Source organism: Leisingera methylohalidivorans DSM 14336 (assembly GCF_000511355.1).
In the GTDB taxonomy this organism is placed as follows: domain Bacteria; phylum Pseudomonadota; class Alphaproteobacteria; order Rhodobacterales; family Rhodobacteraceae; genus Leisingera; species Leisingera methylohalidivorans.
Genome location: NC_023135.1, coordinates 2,668,584 through 2,685,600, shown reverse-complemented (window position 1 = coordinate 2,685,600; position 17,017 = coordinate 2,668,584). Strand labels below are relative to the sequence as shown.

At 65.5% G+C, this 17,017-nt stretch carries 19 protein-coding genes; 18 read left to right on the top strand and 1 reads right to left on the bottom strand.

Annotated features, from left to right (window positions below; all coding sequences use genetic code 11):
• Window positions 1–20 precede the first annotated feature (20 nt).
• Entirely contained in the window at window positions 21–365 is a 345-nt protein-coding gene (locus METH_RS13335; RefSeq protein WP_024091004.1) for a hypothetical protein, read from the top strand.
• A 166-nt stretch (window positions 366–531) separates the two neighbouring features.
• On the opposite strand, the gene METH_RS13330 is transcribed toward METH_RS13335, so the two are convergent.
• Window positions 532–750, bottom strand: a complete 219-nt coding sequence (locus METH_RS13330; protein ID WP_024091003.1) for a DUF1127 domain-containing protein — start codon at window positions 748–750, stop codon at window positions 532–534.
• 326 nt (window positions 751–1,076) lie between these two features.
• On the opposite strand from METH_RS13330, the gene ruvC reads away from it, so the two are divergent.
• The 17 genes from ruvC (at window position 1,077) to METH_RS13245 (ending at window position 16,986) form a co-directional block, all read left to right on the top strand.
• Window positions 1,077–1,574: a crossover junction endodeoxyribonuclease RuvC gene (gene ruvC, locus METH_RS13325; RefSeq protein WP_024091002.1), complete on the top strand. Its 498-nt coding sequence runs from the start codon at window positions 1,077–1,079 to the stop codon at window positions 1,572–1,574.
• Window positions 1,575–1,587: 13 nt separating this feature from the next.
• On the top strand, window positions 1,588–2,277 hold the full coding sequence (gene ruvA / locus METH_RS13320) for a Holliday junction branch migration protein RuvA (RefSeq protein ID WP_024091001.1): 690 nt from the start codon (window positions 1,588–1,590) through the stop codon (window positions 2,275–2,277).
• A 137-nt stretch (window positions 2,278–2,414) separates the two neighbouring features.
• Window positions 2,415–3,446, top strand: a complete 1,032-nt coding sequence (ruvB, locus tag METH_RS13315) for a Holliday junction branch migration DNA helicase RuvB (RefSeq protein WP_024091000.1) — start codon at window positions 2,415–2,417, stop codon at window positions 3,444–3,446.
• 351 nt (window positions 3,447–3,797) lie between these two features.
• Complete coding sequence (locus METH_RS13310) at window positions 3,798–4,466, top strand: hypothetical protein (protein WP_044008668.1); 669 nt, start codon at window positions 3,798–3,800, stop codon at window positions 4,464–4,466.
• The gene (gene thpR / locus METH_RS13305; RefSeq protein WP_024090998.1) at window positions 4,466–5,008 is read left to right on the top strand and encodes an RNA 2',3'-cyclic phosphodiesterase; all 543 of its coding nucleotides are present in this window, start codon (window positions 4,466–4,468) and stop codon (window positions 5,006–5,008) included. The genes METH_RS13310 and thpR overlap by 1 nt, the downstream gene beginning before the upstream one ends.
• Window positions 5,009–5,069: 61 nt before the next feature.
• Window positions 5,070–5,453 (top strand): tol-pal system-associated acyl-CoA thioesterase, encoded by a 384-nt coding sequence (gene ybgC / locus METH_RS13300; RefSeq protein ID WP_024090997.1) that lies wholly within the window; start codon window positions 5,070–5,072, stop codon window positions 5,451–5,453.
• A 105-nt stretch (window positions 5,454–5,558) separates the two neighbouring features.
• The gene (tolQ, locus tag METH_RS13295) at window positions 5,559–6,254 is read left to right on the top strand and encodes a protein TolQ (RefSeq protein ID WP_024090996.1); all 696 of its coding nucleotides are present in this window, start codon (window positions 5,559–5,561) and stop codon (window positions 6,252–6,254) included.
• A gap of 3 nt (window positions 6,255–6,257) precedes the next feature.
• Window positions 6,258–6,749, top strand: coding sequence for a protein TolR (gene tolR, locus METH_RS13290; RefSeq protein ID WP_024090995.1), 492 nt, complete (start codon window positions 6,258–6,260; stop codon window positions 6,747–6,749).
• 15 nt (window positions 6,750–6,764) lie between these two features.
• Window positions 6,765–7,916 (top strand): hypothetical protein, encoded by a 1,152-nt coding sequence (locus tag METH_RS13285; RefSeq protein WP_024090994.1) that lies wholly within the window; start codon window positions 6,765–6,767, stop codon window positions 7,914–7,916.
• Window positions 7,913–9,238, top strand: coding sequence for a Tol-Pal system beta propeller repeat protein TolB (gene tolB / locus METH_RS13280; protein ID WP_024090993.1), 1,326 nt, complete (start codon window positions 7,913–7,915; stop codon window positions 9,236–9,238). The genes METH_RS13285 and tolB overlap by 4 nt, the downstream gene beginning before the upstream one ends.
• Before the next feature lie 91 nt (window positions 9,239–9,329).
• Complete coding sequence (pal, locus tag METH_RS13275) at window positions 9,330–9,836, top strand: peptidoglycan-associated lipoprotein Pal (protein ID WP_024090992.1); 507 nt, start codon at window positions 9,330–9,332, stop codon at window positions 9,834–9,836.
• A gap of 4 nt (window positions 9,837–9,840) precedes the next feature.
• A complete protein-coding gene (ybgF, locus tag METH_RS13270) occupies window positions 9,841–10,668 on the top strand; it encodes a tol-pal system protein YbgF (protein ID WP_024090991.1) in 828 nt (275 codons plus the stop codon).
• Window positions 10,665–11,918, top strand: coding sequence for a tRNA lysidine(34) synthetase TilS (gene tilS, locus METH_RS13265; protein ID WP_024090990.1), 1,254 nt, complete (start codon window positions 10,665–10,667; stop codon window positions 11,916–11,918). The genes ybgF and tilS overlap by 4 nt, the downstream gene beginning before the upstream one ends.
• Window positions 11,919–11,996: 78 nt before the next feature.
• Complete coding sequence (ftsH, locus tag METH_RS13260) at window positions 11,997–13,910, top strand: ATP-dependent zinc metalloprotease FtsH (protein WP_024090989.1); 1,914 nt, start codon at window positions 11,997–11,999, stop codon at window positions 13,908–13,910.
• A 270-nt stretch (window positions 13,911–14,180) separates the two neighbouring features.
• Window positions 14,181–14,756 carry an MOSC domain-containing protein gene (locus METH_RS13255; RefSeq protein ID WP_024090988.1) on the top strand — a complete coding sequence of 192 codons (576 nt, stop codon included), beginning with the start codon at window positions 14,181–14,183 and terminating at the stop codon, window positions 14,754–14,756.
• 188 nt (window positions 14,757–14,944) lie between these two features.
• Window positions 14,945–16,621: a formate--tetrahydrofolate ligase gene (locus tag METH_RS13250; protein WP_024090987.1), complete on the top strand. Its 1,677-nt coding sequence runs from the start codon at window positions 14,945–14,947 to the stop codon at window positions 16,619–16,621.
• 59 nt (window positions 16,622–16,680) lie between these two features.
• The gene (locus METH_RS13245; RefSeq protein WP_024090986.1) at window positions 16,681–16,986 is read left to right on the top strand and encodes a chorismate mutase; all 306 of its coding nucleotides are present in this window, start codon (window positions 16,681–16,683) and stop codon (window positions 16,984–16,986) included.
• Window positions 16,987–17,017: the final 31 nt, after the last annotated feature.

Genomic DNA, 17,017 nt, shown 5'->3' with positions numbered 1-17,017 from the left:
GGCCAGTTCGGAGGCTCGTAATGGGCGAACATCGTGATCAGTTCCAGGCGCGTTTGAAGCAGATCAACCGCAAACATAAAGCTCTGTCCGCAGGCTATTCCGCGAAGCTGCGGCCGGACGGGCTGCTGGTGGTAAAGCCGCACAGGCTGCAGTCCCCGGTCTCGGGGCGTTCCATCCTTCTCTTTGTTGCGGCATTCCTGCTGTTCAAAAGCTTCCTGATGGCCGTGCATGGCTTTGACAGCTATGATGAGCGGGTGCAGACCCTGGCCGCCGGCAGCGGCGTGGAGCACGCGGGCGCCTTTCTGATGCAGGCCGATCCGGTGTCGGTCTTCTTTGCCCGCAAAATCGGACCGGTTCTGCGCTGACAGGAATGGAAGCGCGGGCAAAAAAGGCCGCCGGCAGGGGAAGCCGGCGGCCTTTTTGCTGCGGTGTTGCAAGGCAGTCCAGCAACAAAAAACGCCGCGGCCCTGTGAAGGTCCGCGGCGTTTCCCTAGTCGCCCCGAGGGAGGAGGCAGGGCGTTAAAAGGGGTCTCAGATAACTGTTTCGCCGGTCGCAACGGATTCGATGTCGCAGCGCGACAGGCCGATGTCGGCCAGCTCGCGGTCGGACAGGCCCGACAGGGCGTTGCGGGTCGCGCGGGCATCGTTCCAGGCTGCAAACATGCCGATTGCGGAGGCAACCAGTGCGTCGAAGCGGCCAAACAGGCCGGTGGAACCATAGGTGGTGCGGGTGGTGTCAAATGCGGCCATATCCGTGTCCTCTGATCTGGTGTTGGCTTTCGTCGCGTTGTTGCGATGGCGGGCATTTAGTGGCGAAAATTCAGCCCGGCAAGACCTGAAATTGCATGCGTCATATGCGCCGGGCGCATAGCTTTGCGCCATAATAATAAGGGCTGTTGGCCTGCGCGCTGCTTCTGCCGGAAAATGTCGCTCCGCCTATTGCAGAGGGTCGGTTTCAGGACAGGATTTGCGCCCTTGGCAGTACGCGGGCGCAGGGAAAGCAATTGGACATGTTCGCGGTTTGTGCTAACCGTTGGAAAAATATTTGCAATAGGCAGGCGGGGACCGGGCACATCATGCGGATTCTGGGAATTGATCCGGGGCTGCGCACCCTTGGATGGGGGGTCATCGAATCAAATGGCCCGCGCCTGAGCCATGTGGCCAACGGGCATTGCTGTTCGGATGGCGATGATCTGGGGGAGCGGCTGCTGTCGCTGCACAATCAGGTCACCGAGATCATTGAAGCCTATGCCCCGGATCAGGCCGCGATCGAACAGACCTTTGTGAACAAGGACGGCGCCGGCACCCTGAAACTGGGTCAGGCGCGCGGGGTGGCGCTGCTGACGCTTGCCAAGGCGGGATTGCCGGTGGGCGAATATGCCCCCAACCGGGTCAAAAAGACCGTGGTCGGCGTCGGGCACGCTGAAAAGGAACAGGTCATGCATATGGTCAAACTGCAGCTGCCCGGCTGTGCGCCAAAAGGCGCCGATGCGGCCGATGCACTGGCGATTGCCATCTGCCATGCCTACTACGGGGCCGCTGCGCAGCGGCAGTTGAAGGAGAAACGCGCATGACCGGCAAACTGGCATGATTGGCAAACTGACGGGGCGTCTCGATTACCGGGCGCAGGATCATGTGCTGATCGACGTGCGCGGGGTCGGCTATATCGTCTATTGCTCCGACCGGACCATGGCGGCCCTGCCGGGCACGGGCGAGGCGGTCGCGCTGTATACCGAGATGGTGGTGCGCGAAGACCTGATGCAGCTTTATGGCTTCACCTCGCTGGTCGAAAAGGAATGGCACCGGCTGCTGACCTCGGTGCAGGGGGTCGGGGCCAAGGTCTCGCTGGCCATCCTCGGCGCCCTGGGGCCGGACGGGGTCAGCCGGGCGATCGCGCTTGGCGACTGGGCGTCGGTCAAGGCGGCCAGGGGCGTCGGCCCCAAGACCGCGCAGCGTATTGTGCTGGACCTCAAGGACAAGGCGCCGGGTGTGATGGCGATGGGCGGCACCGTGGCGGACGCGATGGACGGCCCGGGGCTGGAGGTGGTTGAGAATGCCGGGCCTGCACCGGCTGCCAAACCGGCCCGCAAGGCGCCGCCCAAGAAACCTTCGGGCGCCGCTGCTGCCTCTGCCGGGGCGCTGTCGGCTCTGGGCAATCTGGGCTATGGTCCGTCGGATGCCGCAGCGGCAGTGGCCGAGGCCGCCGCCACCTGGCCGGACGCGGATGAGCCGGAGCTGATCCGCGCAGCGCTGCGCCTGCTGGCACCGAAGGGGTGATCGGAAAATGGTATTGAAACACAAAGGGCAGTGCCCGGCCGCGGGTGGAAAGCGAAGCGCCCGCCCAGGGGGGCGGACGGGCGCTGCCCGGCCTGGCGGCCAGGCGGTACAGCTGAAAACTGACAGGCGCAGGCCCAATGATTGACGCCGACCCCGCCCTGCGCCCCGAACCGCTGCCCGAGGATACTGCGCCTGACGGGGACCGCGCCCTGCGCCCGCAGGGGCTTGGCGAATTCATCGGCCAGGCCGAAGCCCGCGCCAATCTGAAGGTCTTCATCGAATCCGCCCGCCGCCGCGGCGAGGCGATGGACCACACGCTGTTTCACGGCCCTCCTGGCCTTGGCAAGACCACGCTGGCGCAGATCATCGCCCGTGAACTGGGGGTGAATTTCCGGATGACCTCCGGCCCGGTGCTGGCCAAAGCCGGCGATCTGGCGGCGATCCTCACCAATCTCGAAGCCAGCGACGTGCTGTTCATCGACGAAATCCACCGGCTGAACCCGGCGGTGGAGGAAGTGCTCTATCCGGCGATGGAGGATTTTGAGCTGGATCTGGTGATTGGCGAAGGCCCTGCAGCGCGCACCGTGCGGATCGAACTGCAGCCCTTTACCCTGGTCGGGGCCACCACCCGTATGGGTCTGCTGACCACACCGCTGCGCGACCGCTTCGGTATCCCGACCCGGCTGCAGTTCTATACCATTGACGAGCTGTTCGAGATTGTCCGCCGCAATGCCCGCAAACTGGGGGCCCCTGCGGATGATGCAGGCGCCCGCGAGATCGCGCGGCGCGCCCGCGGCACCCCCAGGATCGCCGGGCGGCTCTTGCGCCGCGTTGTGGACTTCGCGGTTGTGGAGGGCGATGGCACGATCACCCGCGAACTGGCCGATGGCGCGCTGACCCGGCTGGGGGTGGATCAGCTGGGGCTTGACGGCGCCGACCGGCGGTATCTGACCCTGCTGGCCGAGAATTACGGCGGCGGACCGGTGGGGATCGAGACGATTTCGGCCGCCTTGTCCGAGAGCCGCGACGCGCTGGAAGAGGTGATTGAACCTTACTTGCTGCAGCAGGGGCTGATCCAGCGCACCCCGCGCGGGCGGATGCTGGCGCAAAAGGCCTGGACCCACCTGGGAATGGCGCCGCCGCGCTCCCGCAACGATCTGTTCGGGTAGGCAGCGGGGAAACCACTATAAGTTGTGTCAGCCTTGCTGCCCAAATGTTTCGCGCGCGAAACATTTGGGCAGGAGTTATGACCTATTCCGCTGCTGCCGGGCGGGCCGGAAAGATGCGCCGCTGCAATGGCCGGGCGGGGCGCCGCGCGGCGGCGCGGGGAGCCTCCGGCGGGAGTATTTCCGGCCGGAGAAAAGCCGGGCCGCATCCGCCCGCCGCGCCGCGTCAGCGGCGCCCGGCCCAAGGCTGTTGCCGGAGGTCTGGCGCAGCCAGGACGCCGGGCAGGCGCGGGAGCCCCCCTTGCCGGCGGGTCGCGCAAACGGCATAGACGGGGCAGGATCAAGGAGACCCATATGACTGCCCAGCTGCCAGACCTGACGCCGGAACAGATCGAAACCCTGTTCACCCGCCAAGACGGCTCCTACGCCTGCGCCCGCTGGGGCCGTCCGGTGGCGCCGATTGTCTTCGGCGTGGAAGACGGCACGCTGAAAACCGTCAAGGGCGCGCTGGAGGCGGTGATGACGCTGGCAGGCCACCAGATGGCCGAGACCGACCCTGAGCTGGGCTCGAACCTGATGTTCTTTTTCTTCCGGGACTGGGATGAGCTGCTGGAGGTGCCGGACCTCGACCGGCTGATCCCCGGGCTTGCGCCGCTGGTAGCCCGGTTGAAGGCCGCAGGCGCGAGCCAGTACCGGGCGTTCCGGTTTGACGGTCAGGGCGGCATCAAGGCGGCGTTTGTGTTCCTGCGGATGCAAGGCGCCATGGCAGAGATGCCGGCCGAGACGCTGGCGCTGACCCAGGCAGTGCAGGTGGCGCTGATGTGGGGCGATGCGGCTTTTGCAGAAACCTCGCCGCTGGCGGTGCTGCCGGAGACCGGCGCCACAATCCTGCGCCCGGAAATTGCCGGGATCATTGCGGCAGCCTATGACCGGATGATGCCGGTGGCCGCAGACGACAAGTCCCACGCCCTGCGCCTGTTCGCGCGGCTGCAAGCGCCGGCGGCGGGGCAGCCGCAGTCCTGATGCGCGCGTTTGCGGGCTTGCCGCTGCCTGATGCAGCCCTGATTGCGCTGGAGCGTGTGCAGGAAGAGCTGACCGCCGGGCGGCCGGTGCCGGCAGAGAACATGCATCTGACGCTGGCATTTCTGGATGACCAGCCGGAACAGATGCTGCAAGCCCTGCATCAGGAACTTGCCGGGATCCGCGCGCCGGTTCTGAGCCTCCGCTTTCAGGAACTGGAGGTGTTCGGCGGCAGACAGCCGCGGGTACTGGCTGCGGCGGTGCAAAAGACACCGGAGCTGAGCCGCCTGCGGGACCGTGTGCGCAGTGCCTGCCAGGCCGCCGGGATCGGTCTTGCGCGGGAGCGGTTCCGCCCGCATGTGACACTGGTCCGGTTCCCGCGGCATCTGCAGCCGGGGCAGCTGGAGAAGATCGCCGGTTTCCTGCAAGCGGCGGCGGGGTTCCGGCTGCAGGCCGAGGCAGGCTGCTTTGCGCTGTACCAGTCCACGCTGGCCCCCGAAGGCGCACGCTATGATGTCCTGGCAGAATACCCGCTGGAGGGCTGAAGCGCTTGCGGCGGGCCGGCGCCGGCCATAGGGTGCCCGCCAAGCCACAGGAGCGCAGAGCATGATCCACGAATTCCCCGTGCGGGTCTACTACGAGGACACCGACATGGGCGGGATCGTCTATCACGCCAACTACTTGCGCTTCATCGAGCGAGCCCGCAGCGACTGGGTGCGCGGCATCGGCGTTGATCAGAACGCCATGCGCGAGGCCGGGCTGATCTATGCGGTGCGCCGGATCGAGGCGGATTATCTGGCGCCAGCCAAATTCGACGAGGAACTGCTCGTCACCACGTCAATGCACAATGTGACTCCGGCCCGGATGACCCTGAGTCAAGAGGTCACGCGCGGCGGCCAGCCGCTGTTCCGGGCGCAGGTCACCATTGTCTGCATCACCACCGGCGGCAAGCCCGCGCGGCTTCCGGCAGAGATTCGCGCATTGCGGTAACATTTGGCGCGCGCCCGCCTGTTTTGATGGCCTTTGCCATTGAACTGGGCTAGCCTTTTGCCAAATAACGCCGGAGAAACGGCCGGGAAATCTTAGAGCAGGCGAATGGAAGCAGAAACTCTGGCGCTGGCACAGGAGATTGATTTCTCCATGTGGGGCCTTTTCGCGCGGGCCACCGTAACCGTGAAACTGGTGATGCTGATGCTGGTCGGGGCCTCGATCTGGTCCTGGGGCATCATCATTCAGAAGATGATCAACTACCGTCTGGCCCGCAGGGAAGCCGATGCCTTTGACCGTGCCTTCTGGTCGGGCAATCCGCTGGATGCGCTGTTCGACCAGATCGGCGCCGAGCCGCCCGGACAGGCGGCGCGGATCTTTTCCGCGGGCATGACGGAATGGCGGCGCAGCCACCGCAGCGACGGCGGGCTGATCCCCGGTGCGCAGGCGCGCATCGACCGGTCGATGGATGTGGCCATCTCCAAGGAGACCGAGGGGCTGCAAAGCGGTCTGTCGGTGCTGGCCACCGTCGGTTCCACCGCGCCCTTTGTCGGCCTGTTCGGCACTGTCTGGGGCATCATGACCGCCTTTATCGAGATTGCTGAGCAGCAGAACACCAACCTTGCCGTGGTGGCGCCCGGTATTGCCGAGGCGCTGATGGCCACCGGGCTGGGGCTGCTGGCCGCGATCCCGGCGGTGATCTTCTACAACAAGCTGAGCGCGGACAGCGACCGCATCATCGGCGGCTACGAGGCCTTTGCCGATGAGTTCGCCACCATTCTCAGCCGCCAGCTGGATTCCTGAGGGATGGGCGCCGCTGTCCAGCAGCCGCAGGGAGGCGGCAACCGCCGCCGGGGCCGCCGCCGCGGACGCGGGCGGGTGATGTCGGAAATCAATGTCACGCCTTTTGTCGATGTGATGCTGGTGCTGCTGATCATCTTCATGGTGGCCGCACCGCTGATGACGGTCGGCGTGCCGGTGGAGCTGCCCAAGACCGCTGCGGGTGCGTTGCCCGGTGACGAGGAAGAGCCGCTGACCGTGACCATGACCGCGGCAGGCGGGGTGGAAATCCAGACCACGCCGGTGGCGCGTGACGAGCTGGTGCCCAAGCTGCGGGCGATTGCGGCCGAGCGCAGCTCGGACCGGGTGTTTCTGCGTGCCGACGGGCGGATTGCCTATGCGGATGTGATGCAGGTGATGGGCGCGCTGAACGCAGGCGGGTTTTCCAATGTCGGGCTGGTGACGGACACCGGCGGCCCGGCCCTGGACGGGCAGCCGTCTGAGGGCGCAGGGCAATAAGCGGGGACGCGGGCGGTGCAGACCGGAACCAGGATCTCTCTTGCCGGACACGGGCTTTTGATGGGATGGGTTGTCTTTGGCGCCTGGTTCCCGTCCGAACCCTTGCCGTCCCGGGTGCAGCAGGTGGCGCTGATTTCGGCGGAGCAGTTTGAAAAGCTCAGCCAGCAGCGCCAGGCGCCGCAGGTCGCCCCCGAACCGGCACCGTTGAATGAGCCGGCCGAAGTGCAGCCGGCACCGGAGCCCGCACCGCAGCCGGACCCGGAGCCGGACACCGTCCAGCCCGAACCGGTCGCGCCGGCGGCGCCGGATCCGCAGGTGACCGAGATCCCCGAGCCGCAGCCCGAACCGGATGTGCCGGACAGCCCGCCGGCCGCGGCTGAGGAGCCGGAGATCGCTGCGCTGGTGCCGCAGCTGCGCCCTGAAACTGCGCCGCGCCCGGTGGACCGGGTGGCGCCCGAGCCTGTTGCGCCGCCGGAGCCCGACACCAGGGTGGACGACATCGCCCAGCCGGAAGTGGCGCCGGAGGAGGGCGCCGAGACAGAGCAGGACGTGCAGGAGGCCACCGCGCCCGAGGCCGCCAGCGACCGGATCGTGACCGAAGAGAACGAAGGCGAGGACAGTGCCGCCTCTGCCGCGCCGGAAGTGTCTGTGCGCCCCAGGACACGGCCAACCCGGCCGCAGCCGCAGCCGGCGGAGGTGGTGGAAGCGGCCCAGCCGGCCGAACAGGAGCAGCCGGCCGGGCAGGATCAGCCGGCGGCGGCGGATACGCCCTCTGCGGTGGAGGATGCCTTAGCGGAAGCGCTGGCAGGCGGTGCCGATGTTGAGGCGCCGGAACCGTCGGGCCCGCCGCTGACGCTGGGTGAGAAGGATGCCTTGCGCGTTGCGGTTTCGCAGTGCTGGAATGTGGGGTCGCTGTCGACAGATGCGTTGAACACCACGGTGGTGGTGTCGGTGTCGCTGGCGCAGGACGGCAAGCCGGACAGCGGCAGCATCCGGATGCTGTCGAGCACCGGCGGCTCGGCATCGGCGGCGCAGCAGGCCTTCGGGGCAGCCCGGCGGGCAATAATCCGCTGCGGGGCCAAGGGGTTTAATCTTCCCCCTGAGAAATATTCGCAATGGCGTGATATTGAGATGACATTCAATCCTGAAAGGATGCGGATCAAATGAGGAAAATTCTGGCAGCTCTGCTGATCGGGGCTTCGGCATTGGCCGGGGCAGGCACCGCTGCGGCGCAGACCGGCCCGCTCCGCATCGAGATCGATCAGGGTGTGATTGAGCCATTGCCCTTTGCGGTTCCGGATTTCGTGCCCGAGACCCCTGCGGCTGCGGAACATGCGGCGCAGATCGCGCGGGTGGTGGCGGCGGATCTCAGCGGCACCGGACTGTTCCGGGAAGTGCCCGCCAGCGCCCATATCTCCAAGGTGACCGGTTTCGACAATCAGGTGAAATTCGCTGACTGGAAAGCGGTGAACGCCCAGGCGCTGATCACTGGCGCTGTCAGCGTCACCGGCAACCGGCTGACGGTGCGGTTCCGCGGCTATGACGTGTTTGCGGAAAAGGAGCTGGAAAGCGCGCTGCAGTTCACCGGCACCACCGGCGGCTGGCGGCGGATGGCGCATAAAGTGGCCGATGCCATCTACAGCGAAATCACCGGCGAGAGCGGTTATTTCGACAGCCGGGTGGTTTATGTCTCTGAAAGCGGCCCCAAGAACGAGCGCCGCAAGCGGCTGGCGATCATGGATTACGACGGCGCCAATGTGCAGTATCTGACCAACAGCGCTGCTCTGGTGCTGGCGCCGCGGTTTTCGCCCACCGGCGACCGGGTGCTTTACACCAGCTATGAAAGCGGTTTCCCGCAGATCCATGTGCTGGATGTGGGCCAGGTGCAGCGCAAGATCCTGTCCAGCGGCGACGGCATCATGAGCTTTGCGCCACGGTTTGCCCCGGACGGGCGCACGGTGGTCTATTCGCAGACCCAGGGCGGCAACACCGATCTGTTTGCGATGGATATCGGGACCGGGGCCAAGACCCGGCTGACTTCGGCCCCCTCGATCGAGACGGCACCGTCGTTTTCGCCGGACGGGTCGCAGGTCGTTTTTGAAAGCGACCGTTCCGGCAGCCAGCAGCTTTATGTGATGCCCGCAGGCGGCGGCGAGGCGCGGCGGATCAGCTTTGGCCAGGGGCGCTATGGCACCCCGGTGTGGTCGCCGCGCGGCGACATGATTGCCTTTACCAAGCAGAACAAGGGCCGGTTCCATATCGGCGTGATGCGCACCGACGGCAGCGAGGAACGGCTGCTGACCGCCTCTTTCCTGGACGAGGGGCCGACCTGGGCGCCGAATGGCCGGGTGATCATGTTCACCCGCGAAAGCCAGGGCAGCACCGGCCGCGCAATGCTGTATTCGGTCGATATCACCGGCCGCAATCTGAAACCGGTGAGGACGCCGGACGGGGCCTCGGACCCGGCCTGGTCGCCGTTGCAGCGGTAAAAGGAGCGTCAGGGCGGGGATACCCGCATAGAACCACCCCCGGGCTTATGCTAGTTTCGGGTCAAGAAACGCAAAGGGATAGGCAGACGATATGAGCGGTTTGAAATTGGCAATGGCGGCAGTGGCCGTGCTGGGGCTGACAGCCTGCAGCAGCAACCCATGGAACGACGATCTGAACGGCAGCGCCGGGGCAGGCGGTGCAGGCGCCGCCGCAGGCGCGCTGGATCCGGCCAGCCCGGCCTACTTCCGGCAGACTGTCGGCGACCGGGTGCTGTTCGCGAACGACCAGTCCAGCCTGTCGCCGCAGGCGCAGACGACGCTGCAGGGCCAGGCGCGCTGGCTGGCCCGGAACGCCGATTACGTGGTCACCATCGAAGGCCATGCGGACGAGAAGGGCACCCGCGAATACAACCTTGGCCTGGGTGCGAAACGCGCCAATGCGGCCCGCGAATACCTGATGTCCCAAGGTGTCGCCGGCAGCCGCATCAAGGTGGTCAGCTTCGGCAAGGAACGGCCGCTGGAAATCTGCTCGGACGAGGTCTGCTATTCCAAGAACCGCCGTGCGGTGACGGTGCTGGCCGGCGGGTTGACGGGGTAACGCGATGAAAGCTTTGCGCACCGCGCTTTTGGCCTCTGTGCTGCTGCTGCCGCTGCCGCTGGCGGCCCAGGATCAGCAGACCCTCGCCGATATCCGCCAGGAACTGACCGTGCTGCATGTCGAGATCCAGCGGCTGAAGCGGGAGCTGTCGACCACTGGCGCGCCATCGGCGGATCTGTCCGGCAATACCGTTCTGGACCGGGTCGGTGCGATCGAAAGCGAGCTGCAGCGGCTGACCCTGCAGACCGAAGAGCTGGGCCACCGGATCGGCCGGATTGTCGCCGATGGCACCAACCGGATCGGCGACCTGGAATTCCGGCTGGTCGAACTGGAAGGCGGCGATATCGGCGCCTTGGGCGAAACAACGACGCTGGGCGGCGGTGAACCGCCGGCCGCAGGTGCCGGGGCGGTGCCGGCGGATGAGGAGGCGGCCGCGGGCGGTGAGCTGGCAATCGGCGAACAAGCGGATTTCGATGCCGCCGGAAAGCTGCTGTCCGAGGGGCTTTTCCAGGATGCGGCGGAGAGGTTCGCAGCATTCAATCAGGCCTATCCGGGCAGCCCGCTGGCGCCGGCCGCCGAATTCAGCCGCGGCAAGGCACTGGATGGTCTTGGCGACACCCGCGAAGCTGCGCGGGCCTATCTGGCGGCCTTTACCGGCAACCCGGCCGGACCGGTGGCGCCAAAAGCGCTGTTTGAACTGGGCGCGGCGCTGGGGCGGCTGGGGCAGTCCGACCAGGCCTGCGTGACGCTGTCCGAAGTCGGCGTGCGCTTTCCGGGCGCGGCAGAAGAGGCAGAGGCCGCGGCGGAAATGGCCAAGCTGGGCTGTTCTTGACGGGCGTGCGGCGCGATATCCGGTCTCTGGTGCGGAGCCAGTTCCGCTCCGCCCTGCCTGACCGGCTGGGGATCGCTGTCTCGGGCGGCGGCGATTCGATGGCGCTTTTGCATCTGCTGCACGATTGTTTCGCCAGCGGCGGGGTGGAGCTGTTTGCCGCCACTGTGGATCACGGGCTGCGCCCCGAGGCGGCGGCCGAGGCAGAGGCCGCGGGGGCGGCAGCGGCCCGGCTTTGCATCAGCCATGAGGTGCTGCGCTGGGAAGACGGGCCGCAGGAGGGCAATCTGCAGAATCAGGCCCGCCAGGCGCGGTATGACCTGCTGACCGGCTGGGCGCGGCGCCACGGCATCCCGGTGCTGGCCCTGGGCCACACCGCCGATGATCAGGCCGAAACGGTGCTGATGCGGATGGCGCGCGCCTCTGGCGTGACCGGGCTGTCGGGCATGGCAGAGCGCCGCACGCATAACGGCGTGACGCTGCTGCGGCCGCTGCTGGATGTAACCCGCCGCGAATTGCGCGAATATCTGGAAAGCCATGGCATCGCATGGTTTGAAGACCCGAGCAACGAGGATAGCAGATTCGAACGGGTCCGGGTGCGCCGGGCGCTGGAGGAACTGGCGCCGCTGGGGTTGACCCCTGCGGTCTTTGCCAGGATTGCCCGCAACATGGCCAAAGCCCGCGAAGCGCTGGACTGGTACGTGTTCCTTGCCGCCCGCGACCTGGCGCATGTGCAGGCGGGGGCCGTTGTCCTGTGCCAGCGCAAGTTCCGCACCTTGCCCAGTGAAATCAGCCACCGGCTGCTGGTGCGCGCCTTTCAGTGGATTTCCGGCGCCGCCTACCCGCCGCGCCGGGTGCCGATGGAAAAAGCCGTTCTGGCGGCCCGCAATGGCGGATCGGCCACCCTGGCGGGCTGCCGCCTGGTCACCACCAGCAAACAGATCTGGATCTGCCGCGAGTTTAACTCCGTGCGCGGCGAGGTGTCCCTGCCGGGGCAGGCCTGGGACGGAAAATGGAAGATTTATGGCGGCGACGTAAAGGGTTGCGAGGTCCGGGCGCTGGGTCAGAATGGTCTGCAGCTCTGCCCCGACTGGCGGGCCGCGGGGGTGCCGGGCGCTGTGCTGCAGGCCACCCCGGCGCTGTGGCGGGGCGGTGAATTGGCGGCTGCACCAGCGGCCGGATTGGCCAATGGCTGGTCGGCGGAAACCGCCGGATCCGAAGAAGAGTTCTTTGCATCCCTTTTATCGCATTGAACCTGCCCGAATGATCCTTATTTTAAGCACAACGCAGGCGGCCCGTGTGGTACGCCTATCTGATAGGGAGAACTTTCCTTGGGCAACGCTCGCAATATCGCCTTCTGGGTTGTTCTGTTTCTGCTGATTCTGGCGCTGTTCAATTTGTTCAGCGGTTCCGGCAGCACGATGCAGAGCCGTGAACGCACTTTTTCGGACTTCGTCAGCTCGGTTGAGACCGGCAAGGTCAGCACCGTCACACTGGACGGGGAACAGGTGCGCTACACCACGACCGATGGGCAGAACTATGTCACCATCAAACCGGCCGATGCCGAAGTCACAGCGCTTCTGATCGACAAGAACATCCCGGTGCGCGCTGAAAAGCAGCAGCAGTCGGGCTTTCAGTCCTTTCTGGTCACGCTGCTGCCCTTCCTGCTGCTGATCGGTGTCTGGATCTATTTCATGAACCGGATGCAGGGCGGCGGCAAAGGCGGCGCCATGGGATTCGGCAAGTCCAAGGCAAAAATGCTGACCGAAAAGCACGGCCGCGTGACATTCGACGATGTGGCCGGCATCGACGAGGCCAAGGAAGAGCTGGAAGAGATCGTCGAATTCCTGCGCAACCCGCAGAAATTCTCGCGTCTGGGCGGCAAGATCCCCAAGGGTGCGCTGCTGGTCGGTCCTCCGGGCACCGGTAAGACGCTTCTGGCCCGCGCCATCGCAGGCGAGGCCGGTGTGCCTTTCTTCACCATTTCCGGGTCCGACTTTGTGGAAATGTTTGTCGGCGTCGGCGCGTCCCGCGTCCGCGACATGTTCGAGCAGGCCAAGAAAAACGCGCCCTGCATTGTCTTCATCGACGAGATCGACGCCGTTGGCCGCCACCGCGGCGCCGGCTATGGCGGCGGCAATGACGAACGCGAGCAGACGCTGAACCAGCTGCTGGTCGAGATGGACGGTTTCGAGGCCAATGAAGGCGTGATCATTCTGGCGGCAACCAACCGCAAGGATGTTCTGGACCCGGCCCTGCTGCGTCCTGGCCGTTTTGACCGCAACGTGACCGTCGGCAACCCCGATATCAAAGGCCGTGAGAAGATTCTGGGTGTGCATGCGCGCAAGACGCCGCTGGGTCCTGACGTGGATCTGCGCATCATCGCCCGCGGCACCCCCGGTTTCTCGGGGGCGGATCTGGCCAACCTGGTCAACGAGGCGGCGCTGATGGCGGCACGTGTCGGCCGCCGTTTTGTCACCATGGAAGATTTCGAATCGGCCAAGGACAAGGTGATGATGGGGGCCGAGCGCCGCTCGATGGTGCTGACCCAGGACCAGAAGGAAAAGACCGCCTACCACGAGGCCGGCCATGCTGTTGTCGGCCTGAAGCTGCCGGAATGCGACCCGGTCTATAAGGCCACGATCATCCCGCGCGGCGGTGCGCTGGGGATGGTGGTGTCGCTGCCGGAAATGGACCGGCTGAACTGGCACAAGAGCGAGTGCGAGCAGAAGCTGGCGATGACCATGGCGGGCAAGGCGGCCGAAATCATCAAATATGGCGATGACCATGTCTCCAACGGCCCGGCCGGGGATATCCAGCAGGCCAGCCAGCTGGCCCGCGCTATGGTGATGCGCTGGGGCATGTCCGACAAGGTCGGCAATATCGACTATGCCGAGGCGCATGAAGGCTACTCGGGCAACACCGCCGGCTTCTCGGTCTCTGCCCATACCAAGGAGATGATCGAGGAGGAGGTGAAGCGCTTCATCAAGGAAGGCTATGACCGCGCATTCCAGATCCTCAGCGGCCATAAAGAGGAATGGGAACGCCTGGCGGAGGGGCTGCTGGAGTACGAGACGCTGACCGGTGAGGAGATCAAGCGCGTCATGAACGGCGAGCCGCCGCAGGCGGGCGATGACGAGGACGGCGGAGAGGACGAGGGCAATGCCTCGGTCACCGCAATTCCCAAGGCCAAGCCGAAAAAAACGCCGCCGGAAGGCGGCATGGAGCCCGAGCCGACGGCGTAAGGATCCGAAATTGAGATTGAAACGTCCCGGAAACCAGCAGCGGTTTCCGGGACGTTTTATTTTGGCAGGGCGGCGGGGGCCGCGCAGCCAGCTTTGCTGCCTGCGCGGCCCCCGCCCGGATCGGATCGCATTGGCGCTCCGGTCCTTTTGCGCGCTGCGCCGGTCCCGTCCCCCGAAACCCGGGGTCTGCCGACGATTTCCCGCTGGCAGCCGCTGGCCAAGCGTGTAGCGTCCGCGGGGATTGATCATCTTCAGCAGGAGAAACAGGCAATGCCGGTATTGCGGGACAGCGGCTTCAAAGGCGAAATCACCTGGCTGGGCATGGTGCCTGCGGGCCATGGTCTGCGGGCTGAACCGGCTGACCGGTTGCAGCTGGGGTTTTCCGGCATTGCCGGCGAACGCCACGAAGGGGAAACCCGCGCCTCCTGTGTGCGGGTCCGCAACTTGTATCCGGAAGGCACCGAAATCCGCAATGTCCGCCAGCTGACGGTCCTGTCCGAGGAGGAGCTGGCGCGGATCGCCGCGGATATGGGGATGCAGCGGGTCGACCCTGCCCATCTGGGCGCCACAATCGTCCTGCGCGGCATCCCGGACTTTACCTTCGTGCCGCCCGGGTCCCGGCTGCAAGGGCCGGGCGGGGCGACCCTGACCGTTGATATGGAAAACCGGCCCTGCGTGCTGCCGGGGCGGGAGATTGAAAAAGCTCACGGCGGATATGGCGCCCGTTTCAAGCCGGCAGCGCAGAACCGCCGGGGAATCACCGCCTGGGTGGAACGGCCGGGGAGCCTGGAACTGGGCAGTGAACTCACTCTCTTTGTGCCGGATCAGCGCGCCTGGGCGCCGTGAATTTCTTCTTTTAAGGGAAAGCGTTTCCTTTAAGGAACCGTGACCGGGGCTGCGAAAGACCCTACGCCGCTTCAAGGCAGGATAATGTCGGAAATCACGCGCGTGTTTTGCCGCATATTGGCTAAGTCTATCGCGAAACCGGCATTCTTGTGCCGGCGATTGTATACCAACTCAGCGGGAACCTTGCCATGAGCTACAAGAGTGACATCGAGATTGCGCGTGAAGCGCAGAAGAAACCGATCCAGGAGATTGGTGCGAAGATCGGGATTTCGGACAGCGATCTGCTGCCCTACGGCCACGACAAGGCAAAGGTGTCCCAGTCCTTCATCAACTCGGTGCAGGACCGCGAAGACGGCAAGCTGATCCTGGTGACCGCGATCAACCCGACCCCGGCGGGCGAAGGCAAGACCACCACCACCGTGGGCCTGGGCGACGGTCTGAACCGGATCGGCAAGAACGCGATGATCTGCATCCGCGAAGCCTCCCTCGGCCCGAACTTCGGCATGAAGGGCGGCGCTGCAGGCGGCGGCTATGCGCAAGTGGTGCCGATGGAGGAGATGAACCTCCACTTCACCGGCGACTTCCACGCCATCACCTCGGCGCATTCGCTGCTGTCGGCGATGATCGACAACCACATCTACTGGGGCAATGAGTGCGACATCGACACCCGCCGCGTCGCCTGGCGCCGGGTTGTGGACATGAACGACCGCGCCCTGCGGGTGATCACCGCGTCCCTGGGCGGCGTCTCCAACGGCTTCCCGCGCGAAGCCGGCTTTGACATCACCGTGGCCTCGGAAGTGATGGCGATTCTGTGCCTCGCCAACGATCTGAAAGACCTGGAAAAGCGCCTCGGCGACATCATCGTGGCCTACCGTCGCGACAAGACCCCGGTCTACTGCCGCGACATCAAGGCCGAAGGCGCGATGACCGTGCTGCTGAAAGACGCAATGCAGCCGAACCTGGTGCAGACCCTGGAAAACAACCCGGCGTTTGTGCACGGCGGCCCGTTCGCCAACATCGCCCACGGCTGCAACTCGGTGATCGCCACCAAGACCGCCCTGAAAGTCGCCGACTACGTGGTGACCGAGGCCGGTTTCGGCGCCGATCTGGGTGCTGAGAAGTTCATGAACATCAAATGCCGCAAGGCAGGCATCGCCCCCTCCGCGGTGGTGCTGGTGGCCACCGTGCGGGCGATGAAGATGAACGGCGGCGTTGCCAAGGCGGACCTGGGCGACGAGAACGTCGACGCGGTCAACGCGGGCTGCGCCAACCTCGGCCGCCACATCGAGAACATCAAATCCTTCGGTGTTCCTGTTGTGGTTGCGATCAACCACTTCGTCACCGACACCGATGCCGAAGTGGAGGCTGTCAAAGCCTATGCCGCCACCCATGGCGTCGAGGCGGTGCTGTCGCGCCACTGGGAACTGGGTTCGGAAGGCTCGGCGCCGCTGGCCGAGAAGGTTGTGGAAATCGTCGATGCGGGCCAGGCCAACTTTGCGCCGATCTACCCCGACGAGATGTCCCTGTTCGACAAGATCGACACCATCGCCAAGCGCATCTACCGCGCCGACGAGGTGCTGGCGGACAACAAGATCCGCAACCAGCTGAAGGAATGGGAAGAGGCTGGCTACGGCAATCTGCCGGTCTGCATGGCAAAGACCCAGTACTCCTTTTCGACCGACCCGTCGCTGCGCGGTGCGCCGGTGGGCCATTCGGTGCCGGTGCGCGAAGTGCGCCTCAGCGCCGGTGCCGGCTTCATCGTGGCGGTCTGCGGCGAGATCATGACGATGCCGGGCCTGCCGCGCAAACCGGCGTCGGAAACCATCCGCCTGAATGACGACGGCCAGATCGAAGGCTTGTTCTAAACGGCGATATGCGACATTCACGGCCCGGGTCCCATCCCGGGCCGTGAGAGTTTTAAGACATGAGCACACGCACCCCGCCAGATGCCTGCAGTGATATGGCAAGCCTCCGGCTTCAGATCGACCATCTCGACCGGGAGCTGATCGCGCTGCTGGCCGAGCGGGCCGGATACATCGACCGGGCGATTGCGCTGAAGCAGGCAAACGGCTGGCCGGCGCGGATCCCGGAACGGGTCGAGGAAGTGGTGCTGAATGCCCGCGCCGCGGCCGCGGAACAGGGGCTGGACCCCGATCTGGCCGGGCACCTGTGGCGGCAGCTGGTGGAGTGGTCGATTGCCCGCGAGGCGCGGGTGATCCGGGAAGAGTAGGCAGGTCTCAGGCCTGCGGCAAAGAGGAAGA